The 16,181-nt window shown below is 70.3% G+C and carries 14 protein-coding genes and 2 pseudogenes; 9 read left to right on the top strand and 7 right to left on the bottom strand.

The window, feature by feature from the left end; genetic code table 11:
* Nucleotides 1-164: 164 nt before the first annotated feature.
* Complete coding sequence (locus H297_RS0126040; RefSeq protein WP_027739439.1) at nucleotides 165-2,849, bottom strand: transglycosylase domain-containing protein; 2,685 nt, start codon at nucleotides 2,847-2,849, stop codon at nucleotides 165-167.
* Nucleotides 2,850-3,233: 384 nt separating this feature from the next.
* Between H297_RS0126040 and H297_RS0126035 the strand changes: the two genes are divergently transcribed.
* Both H297_RS0126035 and H297_RS0126030 read left to right on the top strand, forming a co-directional pair.
* Complete coding sequence (locus tag H297_RS0126035; protein WP_027739438.1) at nucleotides 3,234-3,902, top strand: helix-turn-helix transcriptional regulator; 669 nt, start codon at nucleotides 3,234-3,236, stop codon at nucleotides 3,900-3,902.
* A gap of 49 nt (nucleotides 3,903-3,951) precedes the next feature.
* A complete protein-coding gene (locus H297_RS0126030) occupies nucleotides 3,952-5,034 on the top strand; it encodes an inositol-3-phosphate synthase (protein WP_027739437.1) in 1,083 nt (360 codons plus the stop codon).
* Between the two features lie 210 nt (nucleotides 5,035-5,244).
* Here H297_RS0126030 and H297_RS0126025 read toward each other — a convergent pair whose 3' ends face one another.
* From H297_RS0126025 to H297_RS0126015, 3 genes are all read right to left on the bottom strand, one after another.
* Nucleotides 5,245-6,276 (bottom strand): alanine racemase, encoded by a 1,032-nt coding sequence (locus H297_RS0126025; protein WP_027739436.1) that lies wholly within the window; start codon nucleotides 6,274-6,276, stop codon nucleotides 5,245-5,247.
* Nucleotides 6,277-6,390: 114 nt separating this feature from the next.
* Nucleotides 6,391-7,521 carry a peptidoglycan bridge formation glycyltransferase FemA/FemB family protein gene (locus H297_RS0126020; protein ID WP_027739435.1) on the bottom strand — a complete coding sequence of 377 codons (1,131 nt, stop codon included), beginning with the start codon at nucleotides 7,519-7,521 and terminating at the stop codon, nucleotides 6,391-6,393.
* Nucleotides 7,522-7,689: 168 nt separating this feature from the next.
* Nucleotides 7,690-7,992 (bottom strand): hypothetical protein, encoded by a 303-nt coding sequence (locus tag H297_RS0126015; RefSeq protein WP_027739434.1) that lies wholly within the window; start codon nucleotides 7,990-7,992, stop codon nucleotides 7,690-7,692.
* Between the two features lie 266 nt (nucleotides 7,993-8,258).
* Here H297_RS0126015 and rpsF point away from each other — a divergent pair, with 266 nt between their 5' ends.
* The 4 genes from rpsF (at nucleotide 8,259) to rplI (ending at nucleotide 9,974) form a co-directional block, all read left to right on the top strand.
* Nucleotides 8,259-8,549, top strand: coding sequence for a 30S ribosomal protein S6 (gene rpsF, locus H297_RS0126010; RefSeq protein WP_027739433.1), 291 nt, complete (start codon nucleotides 8,259-8,261; stop codon nucleotides 8,547-8,549).
* 116 nt (nucleotides 8,550-8,665) lie between these two features.
* Nucleotides 8,666-9,250, top strand: a complete 585-nt coding sequence (locus H297_RS0126005) for a single-stranded DNA-binding protein (RefSeq protein ID WP_027739432.1) — start codon at nucleotides 8,666-8,668, stop codon at nucleotides 9,248-9,250.
* 22 nt (nucleotides 9,251-9,272) lie between these two features.
* Nucleotides 9,273-9,509 carry a 30S ribosomal protein S18 gene (rpsR, locus tag H297_RS0126000; protein WP_003978893.1) on the top strand — a complete coding sequence of 79 codons (237 nt, stop codon included), beginning with the start codon at nucleotides 9,273-9,275 and terminating at the stop codon, nucleotides 9,507-9,509.
* Between the two features lie 18 nt (nucleotides 9,510-9,527).
* Entirely contained in the window at nucleotides 9,528-9,974 is a 447-nt protein-coding gene (gene rplI, locus H297_RS0125995) for a 50S ribosomal protein L9 (RefSeq protein ID WP_027739431.1), read from the top strand.
* Nucleotides 9,975-10,160: 186 nt separating this feature from the next.
* On the opposite strand, the gene H297_RS0125990 is transcribed toward rplI, so the two are convergent.
* Nucleotides 10,161-11,507, bottom strand: coding sequence for an MATE family efflux transporter (locus H297_RS0125990; RefSeq protein ID WP_027739430.1), 1,347 nt, complete (start codon nucleotides 11,505-11,507; stop codon nucleotides 10,161-10,163).
* Nucleotides 11,508-11,978: 471 nt separating this feature from the next.
* Here H297_RS0125990 and dnaB point away from each other — a divergent pair, with 471 nt between their 5' ends.
* Nucleotides 11,979-13,511 (top strand): replicative DNA helicase, encoded by a 1,533-nt coding sequence (gene dnaB, locus H297_RS0125985; RefSeq protein ID WP_027739429.1) that lies wholly within the window; start codon nucleotides 11,979-11,981, stop codon nucleotides 13,509-13,511.
* A 46-nt stretch (nucleotides 13,512-13,557) separates the two neighbouring features.
* Here the strand turns inward: dnaB and H297_RS38515 are convergent.
* Together H297_RS38515 and H297_RS40510 are read right to left on the bottom strand one after the other, a co-directional pair.
* A pseudogene (locus tag H297_RS38515) lies at nucleotides 13,558-13,846 on the bottom strand (dihydrofolate reductase family protein); the annotation flags it as partial.
* A gap of 440 nt (nucleotides 13,847-14,286) precedes the next feature.
* Complete coding sequence (locus H297_RS40510; RefSeq protein ID WP_486589674.1) at nucleotides 14,287-14,769, bottom strand: MarR family winged helix-turn-helix transcriptional regulator; 483 nt, start codon at nucleotides 14,767-14,769, stop codon at nucleotides 14,287-14,289.
* A 126-nt stretch (nucleotides 14,770-14,895) separates the two neighbouring features.
* Between H297_RS40510 and H297_RS0125965 the strand changes: the two genes are divergently transcribed.
* Nucleotides 14,896-15,435 carry a hypothetical protein gene (locus H297_RS0125965; RefSeq protein WP_027739428.1) on the top strand — a complete coding sequence of 180 codons (540 nt, stop codon included), beginning with the start codon at nucleotides 14,896-14,898 and terminating at the stop codon, nucleotides 15,433-15,435.
* Nucleotides 15,436-15,656: 221 nt separating this feature from the next.
* Nucleotides 15,657-16,094: pseudogene (locus H297_RS42105) on the top strand (ATP-binding cassette domain-containing protein); the annotation flags it as partial.
* Between the last annotated feature and the right edge of the window lie 87 nt (nucleotides 16,095-16,181).

Genomic DNA, 16,181 nt, shown 5'->3' with positions numbered 1-16,181 from the left:
CACGTGCCGAACGGCAGGGGCAACCCGCCCCACTCCCCACCGGGCGACGCCGCCGAGCACAGGCGACGGCCCCGGCTCGGACATCCGAGCCGGGGCCGTCGCAGAGGTGTTGCAGCGGTGCCGCAGCCTGTCGCCGGGGCAACCCGGCGGAAGGCGCCGGGGGATCAGTCCCTGCGGGCGCTGTTGGGGCCGGCGAAGATCCCGCCGGCATCGTTGCCCGTGTCCCCGGTGTCTCCGGTGTCGCCGGTGTCACCGCCCGGGCCACCGTCGCCGCCACCCGGGTCACCGTCGCCCCCGCCCTGGCCGTTGTCGTGGCACTCGGGTTCGAGCGGGTCGTCGCACTCCGTTTCCGTCGGCGTCGGCGAGTGGGAGGGGGACTCCGACTCCGACTCGGACTCGGACGGGCTGCTGCTGGGCTCCTTCGACGGCGACGGCGGCGCCGAGGGCTCGGTCGGGGTCGGGTCGGGGCTCGCCCCGGGACCGTAGACCTTGTCCCCGATGGGCTCCGCCTTCGGGAAGTTCTCGATCTTCGAGCCCTTCAGGGCGTCCTGCATGTAGGAGGTCCAGATCTGGGCCGGGAAGGAGGCACCGTGGATCTTCTTCTGTCCGCCCGTACCGAACATCTCCAGGAACTTGCGGTCCTTGGCGGAGGCGTTGTCGTTCATACGCCACATGCCCACGGCCGTCGACAGCTGCGGCGTGTAGCCGACGAACCAGGCGGACTTGTTGCCGTCCGTCGTACCCGTCTTGCCGGCTGCCGGCCGCCCCAGTTGCTTGGCCACCGTGCCGGTGCCGCTCTCGACGACGTCCGTGAGCACATCGGTGACGTTGTTGGCCACCTGCGCGGAGAACTTCTGCTGCTCGTGGTGCTTGGGCAGGGGCAGCTTCTTCCCGTCCTCGTCGACGACCCTCGTCACCGAGTACGGCTCGTTGCGCTTGCCCTGGGCGGCGAAGGTGCCGTAGCCGCTCGCCATCCGGATCGCGCTGGGGGTCGAGATACCCAGGGAGAAGGACGGGCTGTTGGAGTGGTTCAGGCTGGAGTCCAGCAGGCCCGCGGCCTCGGCGTTCTCGCGCACCGTCGGGATCCCGATGTCCATGCCGAGTTGCACGTACGGCGAGTTCACCGAGTTCTTCATGGCGTCGCGCAGGTTGATCCGGTAGCTGTCGTGCGGGTCGCCGTAGTCCTTGTTGCCGTCGTTGGCCTGGCGCCAGTACTTGCCTTCCTTGTTCTTCCAGATCTCCCCGTTGTAGTCGCGGATCAGCAGCTTGTTGCGGCCGTCGTAGTAGCTGCGGTCCGGGTTGACCAGGTGGCGCGTGCCCTTCGACTGCGCCGCGGGCCCGCTGCGATCACGCACCCCGTCGTTCATGGCCGCCGCCAGCACGAAGGGCTTGAACGTGGAGCCGACGGGCACACCCGTCTCGTCCGCGTTGTTGGTGAAGTGCTTGATGTAGTCCTCGCCGCCGTAGATGGCGACGATCCTGCCGTCCGTCGGTCTCACGGACGCGCCGCCGAACTGCACATGGCTGTCCAGGTCGGGCCGCTTCTTCGCATCGATGTTCTTCTTGTAGATGTCGGTGACCGAGTCCCGCAGAGCGAACGTCTTCTTCTTGTCGAAGGTCGTGCGGATCTGGTAGCCGCCGCGGTTGAGCTCCTCGCGGGAGAGCACCTTGTTGTTGACCAGGTACCGGTTGGCCAGGTCGATCAGATAGCCCTTCTGACCCCGCTTGTCCATCGCCTTCTTCGGCGGTTTGATGTCGGGCATGCCCTTGGCGAGGACGTCCTTCGCCTTCGCCTTGGACATCTTGCCGACTTCCACCTCGCGGAGGATGACGGTCTTCCACTTCTGCTCCGAGCGAACCTTGTTCGCTTCCTGGTCGCCCTCGAAGGGGTCGTAGAGCGCCGCGCCGTTGAGCAGCGTCGTCAGGTAGGCGCCCTCCGAGGCGCTGATGTCGTCGACGTCCTTGCCGAAGTAGGCCTGGGAGGCGGCCTGGACGCCGAATGCGCCCCGTCCGAAGTAGGCCGTGTTGAGGTAGCTCTCCAGGATCTCGCCCTTGTCCATCGTGGCGCCGGCCTTGATGGAGATGAACAGCTCCGTGACCTTGCGCTTGAGGGTCTGGTCCTGCGTCAGGTAGCTGTTCTTGACGTACTGCTGGGTGATCGTCGAGCCGCCCTGGGTGTCCCCGCCGGTCGCCATGTTGAAGGCCGCACGGGCGATACCCACCGGGTCGACACCGGAGTCCTCCCAGAAGGAGGCGTTCTCGGAGGAGATCACCGCGTTCTGGAGCGTCGTGGGCATCTGCTTGCGGGAGACGTTCTGCCGGTTCTTCTCGCCCTCGGCGCCCGCCACCGCCATCCGCTCCCCGTCGGACCAGTAGTAGACGTTGGTCTGGGAGCGTGCGTCGGCCTTGGCCTGGTCGGGTACCTGCACCATCCACAGGCCGATGGCGAAGGCGACGATGCACAGGCCGACGAAGCCCAGGAAGGAGCCGGTGACCAGTTTCCAGGACGGCAACCAGCGCCGCAGCCCCGACTTGTTCGCCCGCGGGTAGTCGATGAAGCGCTTCCGCTCGGGTCCGCCGCGCCCCCGGCCGCGCGCCGCACGGCGTCCGGTCTGGGCGTTCGCCGCGGCGGCGGCCGTTCGTCGTCGGCCACCGCCCTGGGCAGCCCTGCGGGCCGCCGCCCGGCCCTCGTAGGGAGCCGACGGGTTCTGGCCGCCGGAGGCGTCACCGGCCCCCGAGGCAGGCCCGTGCCCGCCGCCGCGCTGTGCCGCGCGGCGGCCGGACGACGGTGGCGGCTGTGCCGCGCGACGGCCGCGCCCCTGCGGCGGCTTTCGACGGTTTCCGCTCATTGGAACAGCTACTCCTCGGGCAGGCGGCCGTAGCGCCTGAAGGTGGCAGTTGGCTTCTGGTCCCCCCGAGTGCGCCGGGCGGACGGACTGGCCGGACCCGCGCGCACTGCACCCAGGACGAGGACGCGTCGAGGCGCCGCACGGTTCCCGGTGGTCTGCACAGCCGACAGACTACGCAGCTCCAAAACCTTCTTTTGTTCTCATTCGCCTCAATCGACGCAAAGGAGCTGCTGTGAATCGGTGATGTGAGCCCCTTCACCGACCCCCCTCTTGTCGCTACCGAAGGCCCGTTCTATCGTCGAGATGTATCGAATCGATACATCAGAGCGAGACATGTACCCGGACGAGTACGGGACGTGCGGAACCGGGCGGAGGTGGCGGACCGTGAGCAGACGCTCAGGCGTCCTCGAGTTCGCCGTCCTCGGCCTGCTCCGTGAGTCCCCGATGCACGGGTACGAGCTGCGCAAGCGGCTCAACACCTCGCTCGGCGTCTTCCGCGCCTTCAGCTACGGCTCGCTCTACCCCTGCCTCAAAGCGCTGGTACAGCGCGGCTGGCTGGTGGAGGAGCCGAGCGCCCAGCCCGAGGAAGCGCTCTCCCCCCGCGCCCAGGCGGGCTCGCTCGCCGGGCGCCGGGCGAAGATCGTGTACAGGCTGACGGCCGAAGGCAAGGAGCACTTCGAGGACCTGCTCTCCCAGACGGGTCCCGATACCTGGGAGGACGAGCACTTCGGCGTCCGCTTCGCCTTCTTCGGCCAGACCTCACGCGATGTCCGCATGCGCGTGCTGGAAGGGCGCCGCAGCCGGCTGGAGGAGAGGCTCGCCAGGATGCGCGCCTCTCTGGCCCGTACGCGCGAGCGTCTCGACGACTACACGCTCGAACTCCAGCGCCACGGCATGGAATCCGTGGAGCGCGAGGTCCGCTGGCTGACCGAGCTCATCGAGAGCGAACGCCAGGAGGGCCGGCGCACGGGGGACGAGCGCCCGGGGCGCCCCGCGCACGAGACCGGTTCGGACCGTCCCTCGTCGGGTCCGTCCGACATCACCGACAGATGAGGCCGGGCATCCCCGCAGCCTCAGCGAGAACACACAGGGAGCAACCGGAATGGGTTCGGTTCGCGTAGCCATCGCCGGCGTGGGCAACTGCGCCGCATCGCTGGTACAGGGCGTCGAGTACTACAAGGACGCCGACCCGGACAGCAAGGTCCCGGGTCTGATGCACGTCCAGTTCGGCGACTACCACGTGCGCGACATCGAGTTCGTCGCCGCCTTCGACGTCGACGGCAAAAAGGTCGGCCTCGACCTGGCCGAGGCGATCGGCGCCAGCGAGAACAACACCATCAAGATCTGCGACGTGCCGCCGGCCGGCGTGCCCGTGCAGCGTGGCCACACCTACGACGGCCTGGGCAAGTACTACCGCCTCACCATCGAGGAGTCCGACGCCGAGCCCGTCGACGTCGTCCGGGCGCTCAAGGACACGCAGGCCGACGTCCTGGTCTGCTACCTGCCCGTCGGCTCCCAGGAGGCCGTCGAGTTCTACGCCCAGTGCGCCCTCGACGCCGGTGTCGCCTTCGTCAACGCGCTGCCCGTCTTCATCGCCGGCACCAAGGAGTGGGCCGACAAGTTCACCGCCGCGGGTGTGCCGATCGTCGGTGACGACATCAAGTCGCAGGTCGGCGCCACCATCACGCACCGGGTGATGGCCAAGCTGTTCGAGGACCGGGGCGTCATCCTGGACCGTACGATGCAGCTCAACGTCGGCGGCAACATGGACTTCAAGAACATGCTGGAGCGGGAGCGGCTGGAGTCGAAGAAGATCTCCAAGACGCAGGCCGTCACCTCCCAGATCCCCGACCGCGATCTGGGCGCCGACAACGTGCACATCGGCCCCTCCGACTTCGTCGCCTGGCTGGACGACCGCAAGTGGGCGTACGTCCGCCTGGAGGGCCGCGCCTTCGGCGACGTCCCGCTGAACCTGGAGTACAAGCTGGAGGTGTGGGACTCCCCCAACTCGGCCGGCGTCATCATCGACGCGCTGCGCGCCGCGAAGATCGCCAAGGACCGCGGTATCGGCGGCCCGATCCTCTCGGCGTCCTCCTACTTCATGAAGTCCCCGCCGGTCCAGTACTTCGACGACCAGGCCCGCCAGAACGTGCAGGACTTCATCGACGGCAAGGCCGAACGCTGACCGCTCGCCGCTGTGGCTTGAACGGCTGAGGGCCTGCCCCTGGTCGTCCGCTGCCGTGTGCGGAGTCCGTCGTGGCGTGTCGCGCAGTTCCCCGCGCCCCTGCCAGGGGCGCGGGGAACTGCGCGCTCAGCCGGAGCGCGTGCGCAGTCCGCGAAGGACGGACCGGGCAGCCTCTCCCCGGGAGGGCAGGGAGCAGCACCCCGGAAGGGCTCAGCGGTCCACCGTGCGGTCCGTCGTCGTCGTCGTGTGCCGCAGGATCGCGGGCAGTTCCTCACCCACGTGCGGCTCCGGGGCGTCGGAGGGGACGAAGAGGATGGAGACCTGCATGTGCGGGGGCTCCGCGAACCAGCGCTGCTTGCCCGCCCACACGAACGGCGACAGGTTCCGGTTGACGGTCGCCAGACCCGCGCGGGCCACACCCTTGGCGCGGGACGTCATGCCGTGCAGCGCCTTGGGGGACTCCAGGCCCACCCCGTGCGAGGTGCCGCCCGCGACGACGACCAGCCAGCCGTCGCCCGGCGCCTTGGCCTGCCGGTAGCCGAACCGGTCGCCCTTGACCACCCGTGTCACGTCCAGGATCGCGCCCCGGTACTCGGTCGCGTCGTGGTCGCCCAGCCACAGCCGGGTGCCGATCCGGGCGCGGAAGCGGGTCTGCGGGAACTGCTGCGAGAGCAGCGCGAACTCGTCGGGCTTCAGGTGGCTGACGAACATGGTGTCCAGCGGCAGCCGTGCCGCCCGCAGCCGGTCCATCCAGCCGATGACCTCCTCCACCGCGTCGGATCCGTCGGCCCGGTCCAGCGGGAGGTGGATGGCGAACCCCTCCAGCCGCACCTCGTCGATCGCCGCGTGCAGCCGGGGCAGGTCCTGCTCGGTGACGCCGTGCCGCTTCATGCTGCTCATCACCTCGATGACGACGCGCGCCCCCCGCATGAGGCCCACGCCCTCCACCGAGGAGACCGAGCGGATCGCCCGGTCCGGCAGCGGCACCGGCTCCTCGTTCTTGCGGAACGGCGTGAGCACCAGCAGATCCCCGCCGAACAGGTCCTTGGTGCGGGCCGCCTCGTAGGTGGTGCCCACGGCCAGCACGTCGGCGCCGAACTTCGTGGCCTCGTCGGCCAGGCGCTCGTGGCCGAAGCCGTAGCCGTTGCCCTTGCAGACCGGAACGATCCCCGGGAACTGCTGGAGCATCGACTGCTGGTGTGCCCGCCAGCGATCGGTGTCGACGTAGAGGGAGAGCGCCATGGCCGGTACGGAACCTTTCTGGACCGAGTCGCCGCTCGGGTCCGGGTCGAAGCGGGTGCGTCTGGGGACGTGGGGTGCGCCGGCTGCGGACGAGCGACCGCCGCCGACGGGTGGTCAGCGCCGCGACATGTAGATGTCGAGCGCCTTGTGCAGCAGCTTGTTCAGCGGGAAGTCCCACTCGCCGAGATACTCGGCCGCCTGCCCACCGGTGCCGACCTTGAACTGGATGAGACCGAACAGATGGTCGTTCTCGTCCAGGGAGTCGCTGATGCCGCGCAGGTCGTAGAGGCTCGCCCCCAGCGCGTACGCGTCCTGGAGCATCCGCCACTGCATCGCGTTCGACGGCCGTACCTCGCGCTTGTGGTTGGCCGAGGCACCGTAGGAGTACCACACGTGCCCGCCCACCACGAGCATCGTGGCCGCCGAGATGCGCTCACCCTCGTGCTCGGCGAAGTACAGCCGCATCCGGTGCGGATCCTCGGCGTTGAGCACGTTCCACATGCGCTGGAAGTACGCCTTGGGGCGGGGCCGGAACCGGTCGCGCTCGGCGGTGATCTCGTACAGCCGCTGCCACTCGTCCAGGTCGTACGGGTTGGCCATGTCGCCCTGGACCACCTGCACACCGGCCTTGTCGGCCTTCTTGATGTTGCGCCGCCACAGCTGGTTGAAGCTCTTGTGCACGTCCTCCAGCGAGCGGCCCTCCAGCGGCACCTGGAAGACGTAGCGCGGCTGGACGTCACCGAAGCCCGCCCCGCCGTCCTCGCCCTGCTGCCAGCCCATCCTGCGCAGCTTGTCCGACACCTCGAAGGCGTGCGGTTCGATGTGGGTGGCCTTGATGTCCCGCAGCCGCTTGACGTCCTGGTCCTGGATGCCCTTCTTGATGGCGGCCGCGTCCCAGCGCCGGATCACCACGGGCGGGCCCATCTTCACCGAGAACGCGCCCTGGCTCTTGAGGTGGGCCAGCATCGGCCGCAGCCACTCCTCCAGGTTCGGCGCGAACCAGTCGATGACCGGGCCCTCGGGCAGGTAGGCGAGGTAGCGCTTGACCTTCGGGAGCTGCCGGTAGAGCACCAGCCCCGCACCCACCATCTGACCGGTGCGCTCGTCGAACCAGCCCAGATTCTCCGAGCGCCACTCGTTCTTCACGTCCGCCCACGCGGGCACCTGACAGTGGCTTGCCGACGGCAGGCTCTGGATGTACGCCAGATGCTGCTCGCGGCTGATGGTCCGTAGGGTCAGGCTCATGGCGGGACGCTCCTCCGGCGAACTGAGTGATGCTCGCGGGAAGCCTACTGTGCCCCCGGCGGCCCCGTTCGGCCCAGGCCCTGGCCGAACCGGGCGGTTCGCGCCGCCCCGGCACCGGCCCGCCACAGCTGCGGGACGGTGCCGGAGACCCGTACGGACGTCTTCTGGCTAGGGCAGGAAACCGCCGTGCATCATGTTGATGTAGAAGCCGACCGCCGCGGCGCCCAGCCCGACGATGGTGACGAACCGTTCACCTGTCGTGGCCGAGATGTACTGCCCCCACGCCCCGGTCAGCACCCCGACGACGCCCACCCAGGTGCCCAGCACGTGCAGGCCCGTCCACCACGCGCAGACCACCGCCACCACGCCCAGCACCAGAGTGGCGGTGGCCAGGGAGTTCTCGACCGGGTGCCGCCTGCCGTCGGAGTTGAGGTAGGAGAGGGGACGGGTCCACCGGACTGCGTGTGCCATACGGCACCTCCTCAGCGAGCTCCTTGCTCCTGCGGCGCGCGGCGCGCACTGTAACGCCGCTCACACCTGTGAGGTGTCCAGATTGCGCCGGAACACCCCCGGATTTCAACCGGAAGGCCGCGTCCGGGTACGCTGTCCCTTCTGTGCCCTGCCCGGGTGCTTCCCGGAATCCCGGGGCCCGGGCTCACCAGGGGCACAGCAACGCATCACGACCCTCCTGCCACGGAACGACCGTGGCCGCCGAGTCCAGAGGAGGTGGGTTCCACATGCGTCACTACGAGGTGATGGTCATCCTCGACCCCGACCTGGAGGAGCGCGCTGTCGCCCCCCAGATCGAGAGCTTCCTTTCCGTCGTCCGCGAGGGCAACGGGAAGGTCGAGAAGGTCGACACCTGGGGCCGTCGTCGTCTCTCCTACGAGATCAACAAGAAGCCCGAGGGCATCTACTCGGTCATCGACCTCCAGGCCGAGCCTGCTGTGGTCAAGGAGCTCGACCGGCAGATGAACCTGAACGAGTCCGTCCTGCGGACCAAGGTCCTGCGCCCGTCGACCCACTGAGGCCGAGCGCCGAGTAGCGCGCCGTCGCCGCGGCACCGCCGTGCGTGACGGCACCACCAGCAGCACCGAGCACCACCAGCACCACAGCAGCCAGCAGCACGCCGAGAGGTTCCCCCATGGCAGGCGAGACCGTCATCACGGTCGTCGGCAATCTCGTCGACGACCCCGAGCTGCGCTTCACCCCCTCCGGTGCGGCGGTCGCGAAGTTCCGTGTCGCGTCCACCCCCCGCACCTTCGACCGGCAGACCAACGAGTGGAAGGACGGCGAGAGCCTCTTCCTCACCTGCTCGGTCTGGCGGCAGGCGGCCGAGAACGTCGCCGAGTCCCTCACCAAGGGCACCCGCGTCGTCGTGCAGGGCCGCCTTCGGCAGCGCTCGTACGAGGACCGCGAGGGCATCAAGCGCACGGTCTACGAGCTGGACGTCGACGAGGTCGGCGCCAGCCTCCGCAACGCCACGGCCAAGGTCACCAAGACCACCGGCCGCGGTGGCCAGGGCGGCGGGTTCGGCGGCGGCGGCCAGGGTGGCGGCTGGGGCGGCGGCCCCGGCGGCAACGGTGGCCAGCAGCAGGGCGGCGGCGCCCCCGCGGGCGACCCGTGGGCCACGGGCGCCCCGGCCGGTGGCGGCCAGGGCGGTGGCGGCGGCTGGGGCGGTGGCCCCGGCGGCAACGGTGGCGGCTACTCGGACGAGCCACCCTTCTGAGCGATATTCCTAGGAGTAGACAATGGCGAAGCCGCCTGCTCGCAAGCCGAAGAAGAAGGTTTGCGTGTTCTGCAAGGAGAAGATCTCCTACGTCGACTACAAGGACACGAACCTGCTGCGGAAGTTCATTTCCGACCGCGGCAAGATCCGTGCCCGCCGGGTCACCGGCAACTGCACCCAGCACCAGCGTGACGTCGCCACGGCCGTCAAGAACAGCCGTGAGATGGCGCTGCTGCCCTACACCTCCACCGCGCGATAAGGGAAGGGTGACCCCAGCATGAAGATCATCCTGACCAACGAGGTCTCCGGCCTCGGTGCCGCCGGTGACGTCGTCGAGGTGCGGGACGGGTACGCCCGCAACTACCTCGTCCCCCGCGGGTACGCCATCCGCTGGACCAAGGGCGGCGAGAAGGACGTCGAGCAGATCCGCCGCGCCCGCAAGATCCGCGAGATCGCCACGATCGAGCAGGCCACCGAGATCAAGGGGCAGCTCGAGGGCCTCGACGTGGGCCTGAAGGTGCGCGCCGGCGACCAGGGCCGTCTCTTCGGTTCCGTCACCCCGGCCGACATCGCCGACGCGATCAAGGCCTCCGGCGGTCCCGACGTGGACAAGCGCCGCATCGAGGTGGGCTCGCCCATCAAGTCGCTGGGCGCCCACCAGGTCAGCGTGCGACTGCACGCCGACGTGGCCGCCACGGTCGACGTGGACGTCGCCGCGTCCTGACGACCGGACCGCACGGGCCCGACGGCCTGAGCCGCACGAAAGGGCCGCACCCCTGCGAGGGGGTGCGGCCCTTTCGCATGCGGCCGACGCTGTGCACGGCCGGCAACTCGGTACGGCCAGGGGCCCGTGCGCCGGCACGGTGTGTACGACCACCGGGGCGCCTACGGACCCACCCGGTGGCGCCGGTCAGGCGCCGCGTACCGCCCCTGTGACCATCCACCGCCCGGAGCGGGCGCGCAGGGCGAGGGTCACCAGGCGGGTGCCCATCATCAGTCCCGCCACGGTCCACCACAGGGCGGTCAGGCCGCCGCCGAGGGTGGGCACCAGGAGGGCCACGGGGGCGAACACCGCGAACGTCACCAGCATCGCCCCGGCCAGGTAGGGGCCGTCGCCCGCGCCCATCAGCACCCCGTCGAGGACGAAGACGATGCCCGCGACGGGCTGGGTGACGGCCACCACGAGAAGGACCGGCGTCAGCGCGTCGACGACCGAGCCGTCCGTCGTGAAGAGCGGCATGAACAGGGGCCGTACCAGGGCGACCAGCGCGCCGAGGACCACCCCGCTGAGGGCCCCCCACCACACCATCCGACGGCAGGCGGCCCGCGCCCCGGCCACATCGGAGGCGCCCAGACAGCGCCCGATGATGGCCTGCCCCGCGATGGCGATGGCGTCCAGCGCGAACGCGAGCAGCGACCACAGGGTGAGGGTGATCTGGTGGGCGGCGATGTCCGCGTCGCCGAGCCGCGCCGCGACCGCGGTGGCGATCATGAGGACGGCCCGCAGCGAGAGCGTACGGATCAAGAGCGGCACCCCGGCGCGGCCGCTGGCGCGGATCCCGGCGAGGTCGGGCCGCAGGGAGGCCCCGTGGCGCCGGGCACCCCGCACGACCACCGTCAGGTAGACCGCGGCCATCCCCCACTGGGCAATCACCGTGCCCCAGGCGGAACCGGCGATGCCGAGCCCCGCGCCGTAGACGAGCAGCGCGTTGAGGGCGGCGTTGGCGGTGAAGCCGCCGACGGCGACGTACAGCGGGGTCCTGGTGTCCTGGAGCCCGCGCAGCACGCCCGTCGCGGCGAGCACGATCAGCATGGCGGGGATGCCGAGGGCGCTGACGCGCAGGTAGGTGGTGCCGTAGGGGGCGGCGGTGGCGGAGGCGCCGAACGCGTCGACGATCCAGGGCGCCGTCGGTACCGCGACGGCGACCACGAGCACGCCGAGCAGCAGGGCGAGCCAGATGCCGTCCATGCCCTGGCGCAGGGCCGCGGGCAGGTCGTCGGCGCCCAGCCGCCGGGCGACGGCCGCGGTGGTCGCGTAGGCGAGGAAGACGAAGATGTTGACGCCGGTCTGCAGGAGGGCGGCGGCGACCCCGAGCCCCGCGAGCTGCGGGGTGCCCAGGTGGCCGACGATGGCGCTGTCGACCATGACGAAGAGGGGCTCCGCGACGAGCGCGCCGAAGGCGGGGAGGGCGAGCGCGATGATCTCACGGTCGTGGCGTCGCACAGCGGTGCGCGTGGTCGGGGAAGCGGGGCTCATGGGTTCGATCCAAACATCCACAGGTAATGAGTGCAAGGGGCTTCCAGTGCTTACCGGACGGTGTACACGACAGGGTTGTGCACCCTCCGTGACGCTCCTGCCGACGCCCGTGCAAAGTTTTTTCCCCGCACAGCCCGTGGACGACAAAGGTGCAGGTCACACGGGGTTGCCGTGGTGGCAGCAGGAGTAATCCACAGCGCTGTCCCCCGACTCGTGCACAGCTTTCGCGGGCTTCTCCACAGGTTGGCCCCGACTGTCCACACCACCCTGTGGATAAGGTGATTGGCTGAACCGCCCGGGCCCCCTACGGTGTACCAGCGCCCACCCCTCGTTCCCGCTTCCCCACCGGCCGGTCCACCGCCGGGACGACGCGCCGTAACCCGGGTCGGGGCGCCTCGACTGCCAGCCTTTGTCAGTGCTGTGCCGTAAGACTGTGCCGTACGACGGAGTGCTGGGAGGAGGCGAGAACGGGTGACACAACAACCCGAACAGGTGGAGGACCCCTGGGCCGCCGACCTCGCCACGGAGGACGGTTTTCCCCTGGCCCGCCAGGACTCCGGCCGCGACGGCTACCGCAACGGCGGCCCACGGTCCGGACGCGGCGCAGGCAGCCGCCCCGACGAACGCTCCGGCGGCATGGGCGAACAGCACGACCGCGGCCCCGAAGGCCCCCCCGGCGGCTTCGAACGCGTCCCCCCGCAGGACCTGGAGGCCGAGAAGTCCGTCCTCGGCGGCATGCTGCTGTCCAAGGACGCCATCGCCGACGTCGTCGAGACCCTCAAGGGCCCCGACTTCTACCGGCCGGCCCACGAGACCGTCTACCAGGCCGTCCTCGACCTCTACGCCAAGGGCGAGCCCGCCGACCCCATCACCGTCACCGCCGAGCTGACCCGCCGCGGCGAGATCGCCCGCGTCGGCGGCCCCGGCTACGTCCAGTCCCTCGTCCAGGCCGTGCCCACCGCGGCCAACGCCCTCTACTACGCGGAGATCGTCCGCGAACGCGCCGTGCTGCGCCGCCTCGTCGAGGCCGGCACCCGCATCACCCAGATGGGGTACGCGGCCGACGGCGACGTCGACGACATCGTCAACGGCGCCCAGGCCGAGATCTACGCCGTCACCGAGCAGCGCACCGCCGAGGACTACCTTCCCCTCGCCGACATCATGGAAGGCGCCCTCGACGAGATCGAGGCCATCGGCTCCCGCAGCGGCCAGATGACCGGCGTACCCACCGGCTTCACCGACCTGGACTCCCTCACCAACGGCCTGCACCCTGGCCAGATGGTCGTCATCGCAGCCCGCCCGGCCATGGGCAAATCGACACTGGCCCTGGACTTCGCCCGTGCCTGTTCCATCAAGCACGCCATGCCCAGCGTGATCTTCTCCCTGGAGATGGGCCGGAACGAGATCGCGATGCGGCTGCTGTCCGCGGAGGCGCGGGTGGCGCTGCACCACATGCGGTCCGGGTCGATGACGGACGAGGACTGGACGCGGCTGGCCCGCCAGATGCCCGGCGTCACCGATGCGCCGCTCTACATCGACGACTCACCGAACCTGTCGATGATGGAGATCCGCGCCAAGTGCCGCCGCCTCAAGCAGCGCAACGACCTCCAGCTCATCGTCATCGACTATCTCCAGCTGATGCAGACGGGCGGCTCCCGCCGGCCCGAGTCCCGTCAGCAGGAGGTCTCGGAGATGTCCCGGAACCTCAAGCTGCTGGCCAAGGAGCTGGAGGTCCCCGTCATCGCCCTCTCCCAGCTCAACCGCGGTCCCGAACAGCGCACGGACAAGAAGCCGATGGTCTCCGACCTGCGTGAATCGGGATCTATCGAGCAGGACGCCGACATGGTGATCCTCCTGCATCGTGAGGACGCCTACGAGAAGGAGTCCCCCCGCGCGGGGGAGGCCGACCTGATCGTCGCCAAGCACCGCAACGGTCCGACGGCCACGATCACCGTCGCCTTCCAGGGCCACTACTCCCGCTTCGTGGACATGGCACAGACCTGACGGTGCCTTGTCGGGGCTGTCGGGCCTCGAATCGAGCTTCACCGTCTCAACGCCTCGTCTCGTATCTGGTCAGGACCAAGCGCCGCCGGGGAACGTCCGCGTTCCCGCCGGGTTCAGGTTCACCCGGCTGTCCAGCGCGGTGAAGGACGGCGTGCCGTCGCCACCAGGACCGGACGGGTGGCGGTCAGGTACTCGTCGATCAGTCCGGCGCGCTGGGCCGCCCCGGCGAGCGTTGCACCGCCGATGTTCATCGGGCCGCCGTCCTCGGCCTAGAGCCGGGTGATCTCGGCGATCGCGTCGCCGGTGACCCGGCGGGTGTTCCGGCCGGTGTCGTCGCCGGCCGCGGCGATGCAGCCGTCCAGGGTCAGGTTCATGCCGTAGAAATCGGTTTCCGCATGGCCCGGCCTTCCGCCCGTGGGTGTCCGGCGTACGGACCAGCGTGGCTCGGGGAACTCACCGGTGCGCGCTCGGGGCTCGCCGGTCGCGGGCAAGGCACGCGGCGGGGGTGTCGGCCCGGCGGCGTGGGAGCGCGCCGGGCCGGGCCCGGGAGGCCGTCGGTCGGGTAGGTGGCTGTTCGGTGACCGACGTCATGTGACGGGACGGTGGTGGGCGCCGGCATGCGACGGACGGTGGTGGGCGCCGGGCCCGGTCGGGTCGGTCTCCGCCGTAGGGCGAACAACGCGGGGTGCGGGGCGCATTCGAGCACGGTGGCCATGCCCGCGGGGGCCGTGCGACACGTGTCCGGGGTGACTCGGTCCGCACGGCGCCGGTGCGGTCAGGTGCCCTGGCGTGGGGGGTGCCGTGTGGTGCGGCGGGGGGCCGTGTCGGGGAAGCGGCGGGGGGCGTGGTCGGCGACGAGGAGCTGGTGGAGGCGGTCGAGCGCGGCGACGAGGGCGGTCCGCTCCGCGTCGTCCGTGCCGGCCAGGGCGTCGGTCAGGGTCTTGTCCACGTGTCCGGCGCGGCGCTGCTTGCTGGCGGCGCGGATGGACTCGGTGAGGTCGACCAGGGTTCTGCGGCCGTCGGCGGGGTCGGCGCCGGTGGCCACCCAGTCGCGGCCGGCCAGGGTGCGCACGCTGGTGGAGACGCGGCTCTGGGCCAGTCCGGTGCGCTTGGCGATGTCGCCCACGGCGCTGCGGCCGTTCAGGAACAGGTCCTGGAGGACCAGGAACTCGCCCGGGGCGAGATCGAGCGCGTCGGCTCCCATGCCCTCCAGGGCGATCTCGGCCAGCCGACGGCCGAGTTGGTACAGGTCGCTCATCTCCATCCCTCCAAGTTACATCTCTGAGAATACATCTGGAGAGATGCATCTTGACAGATTCATCTCTTGAGATGCAGTCTCGGAGACGTAGTTGGGCGGCACGCCCGAATCCACTGGAGAGAACTCATGAGCCTCAGCGACTACCTGCTCTACACCGGTCTGTTCCTCGCGATCCTCGCCACCCAGCTCGGCACGCGGCGCCCGGACGCCAGGCGACTGCTCCTGCCCGTCGCGATCGTCGCGGGCGTCGGCTTCAGGTACCTCAAGGACATACCGGCCGGGAGCACCGCCCACCTGATCGAGGCGGCCGGGCTCGTCCTCGGACTGCTGTTCGGCCTGGCGTCGATCGCCCTGATCCAGGTCCGCCGCGACCCCGCCGACTCCCGTCTCGTCACCGTCGCGGGCTGGCCGTACGCCGCGCTGTGGACGGCCGCGATGGCCCTGCGCATGGGTTTCGCCTACGGCTCGACCCACTGGTTCACCCACGCCCTGGGGACCTTCTCGGTCCGGCATCAGGTGCCGGCTGCCACATACGGCACCGCGTTCGTCCTCATGGTCCTGGTGATGATCTTGACCCGGACCGTCGGCGTCCTCCTCCGCGCCCACCGCGTGGGGGCGACCGTCGACCTCGGCGCGCTGCGTGTCGTCCGTCGGTTCGCCCGCTGAGCGGCCCCGCACCGGCCTGCACTTTGGCACGGGCCCGGTACCGGGCGCGGCGCCGCCGCACCGGGCACGGCGCCGCCGCCGTCGCCTCCCGGGGCGGCCCGCGCAGGCGCAGGCGGAGCGCCCGGCGCCCCCGGGCCATCGCGGCGTTTGAGCTTGGCGCGGGGCCGACCTTCGGGCATGGCCGGCATGACGGCGAGAACCCGGCCATCGAGGTCGCCGGGGTGCGCAAGGTCTACCGGGGCCGGAATGTGCTCGCCGGAGTGGACCTGGCCGTTCCCGTGGGCACCGTGTACGCCCTGCTCGACCCGAACGGGGCCGGTAGGACGACCACGGTCCGCATCCTGTCCGCGCTGTTGCCGGCGGACGCCGGTACGGCCCGGGTCGCCGGGTACGACGTACGCCGCGAGCCCGACCGGGTGCGGGCGGCGATCGGTGTGACCGGACAGTTCTGCGCCGTGGACGCCTTTCTGACGGGGCGGGAGAACCTGCGGATGACGGCCGCGCTCGGCCACCTCGACCGGCGCCGCGCCGCGACCGTCGTCGACCGCCTGCCGGCGCGGTTCGACCTTGGCGAGGCGGCCACCCGGCGCGCGGCGACGTACTCCGGCGGGATGCGGCGGCGGCTCGACCTGGCGATGACCCTGGTGCCCGGGCCGCGGGTGGTCTTCCTCGTCCCCGAAGTGCTCCGCGCTGCATGCGGGCTGGGCAATGCCCTGTGGTGCGCGCGGATCGGACGGTCCTTCGCG

It is taken from the genome of Streptomyces sp. CNT360 (assembly GCF_000424785.1).
The sequence above is the reverse complement of the archived record's forward strand: the minus strand, read 5'-3'. Positions and strand labels throughout refer to the sequence as shown.

Bases quoted from the DNA above. Each gene is read 5' to 3' on its own strand.
- H297_RS0125965 (WP_027739428.1), top strand. From the start codon at position 14,896: ATGAGCCTCAGCGACTACCTGCTCTACACCGGTCTGTTCCTCGCGATC.
- rpsF (WP_027739433.1), top strand. From the start codon at position 8,259: ATGCGTCACTACGAGGTGATGGTCATCCTCGACCCCGACCTGGAGGAG.
- rpsR (WP_003978893.1), top strand. From the start codon at position 9,273: ATGGCGAAGCCGCCTGCTCGCAAGCCGAAGAAGAAGGTTTGCGTGTTC.
- H297_RS0126025 (WP_027739436.1), bottom strand. From the start codon at position 6,276: ATGGCGCTCTCCCTCTACGTCGACACCGATCGCTGGCGGGCACACCAG.
- H297_RS0126030 (WP_027739437.1), top strand. From the start codon at position 3,952: ATGGGTTCGGTTCGCGTAGCCATCGCCGGCGTGGGCAACTGCGCCGCA.
- rplI (WP_027739431.1), top strand. From the start codon at position 9,528: ATGAAGATCATCCTGACCAACGAGGTCTCCGGCCTCGGTGCCGCCGGT.
- H297_RS0126015 (WP_027739434.1), bottom strand. From the start codon at position 7,992: ATGGCACACGCAGTCCGGTGGACCCGTCCCCTCTCCTACCTCAACTCC.
- H297_RS0126020 (WP_027739435.1), bottom strand. From the start codon at position 7,521: ATGAGCCTGACCCTACGGACCATCAGCCGCGAGCAGCATCTGGCGTAC.
- H297_RS0126040 (WP_027739439.1), bottom strand. From the start codon at position 2,849: ATGAGCGGAAACCGTCGAAAGCCGCCGCAGGGGCGCGGCCGTCGCGCG.
- H297_RS0126005 (WP_027739432.1), top strand. From the start codon at position 8,666: ATGGCAGGCGAGACCGTCATCACGGTCGTCGGCAATCTCGTCGACGAC.
- H297_RS40510 (WP_486589674.1), bottom strand. From the start codon at position 14,769: ATGAGCGACCTGTACCAACTCGGCCGTCGGCTGGCCGAGATCGCCCTG.
- H297_RS0125990 (WP_027739430.1), bottom strand. From the start codon at position 11,507: ATGAGCCCCGCTTCCCCGACCACGCGCACCGCTGTGCGACGCCACGAC.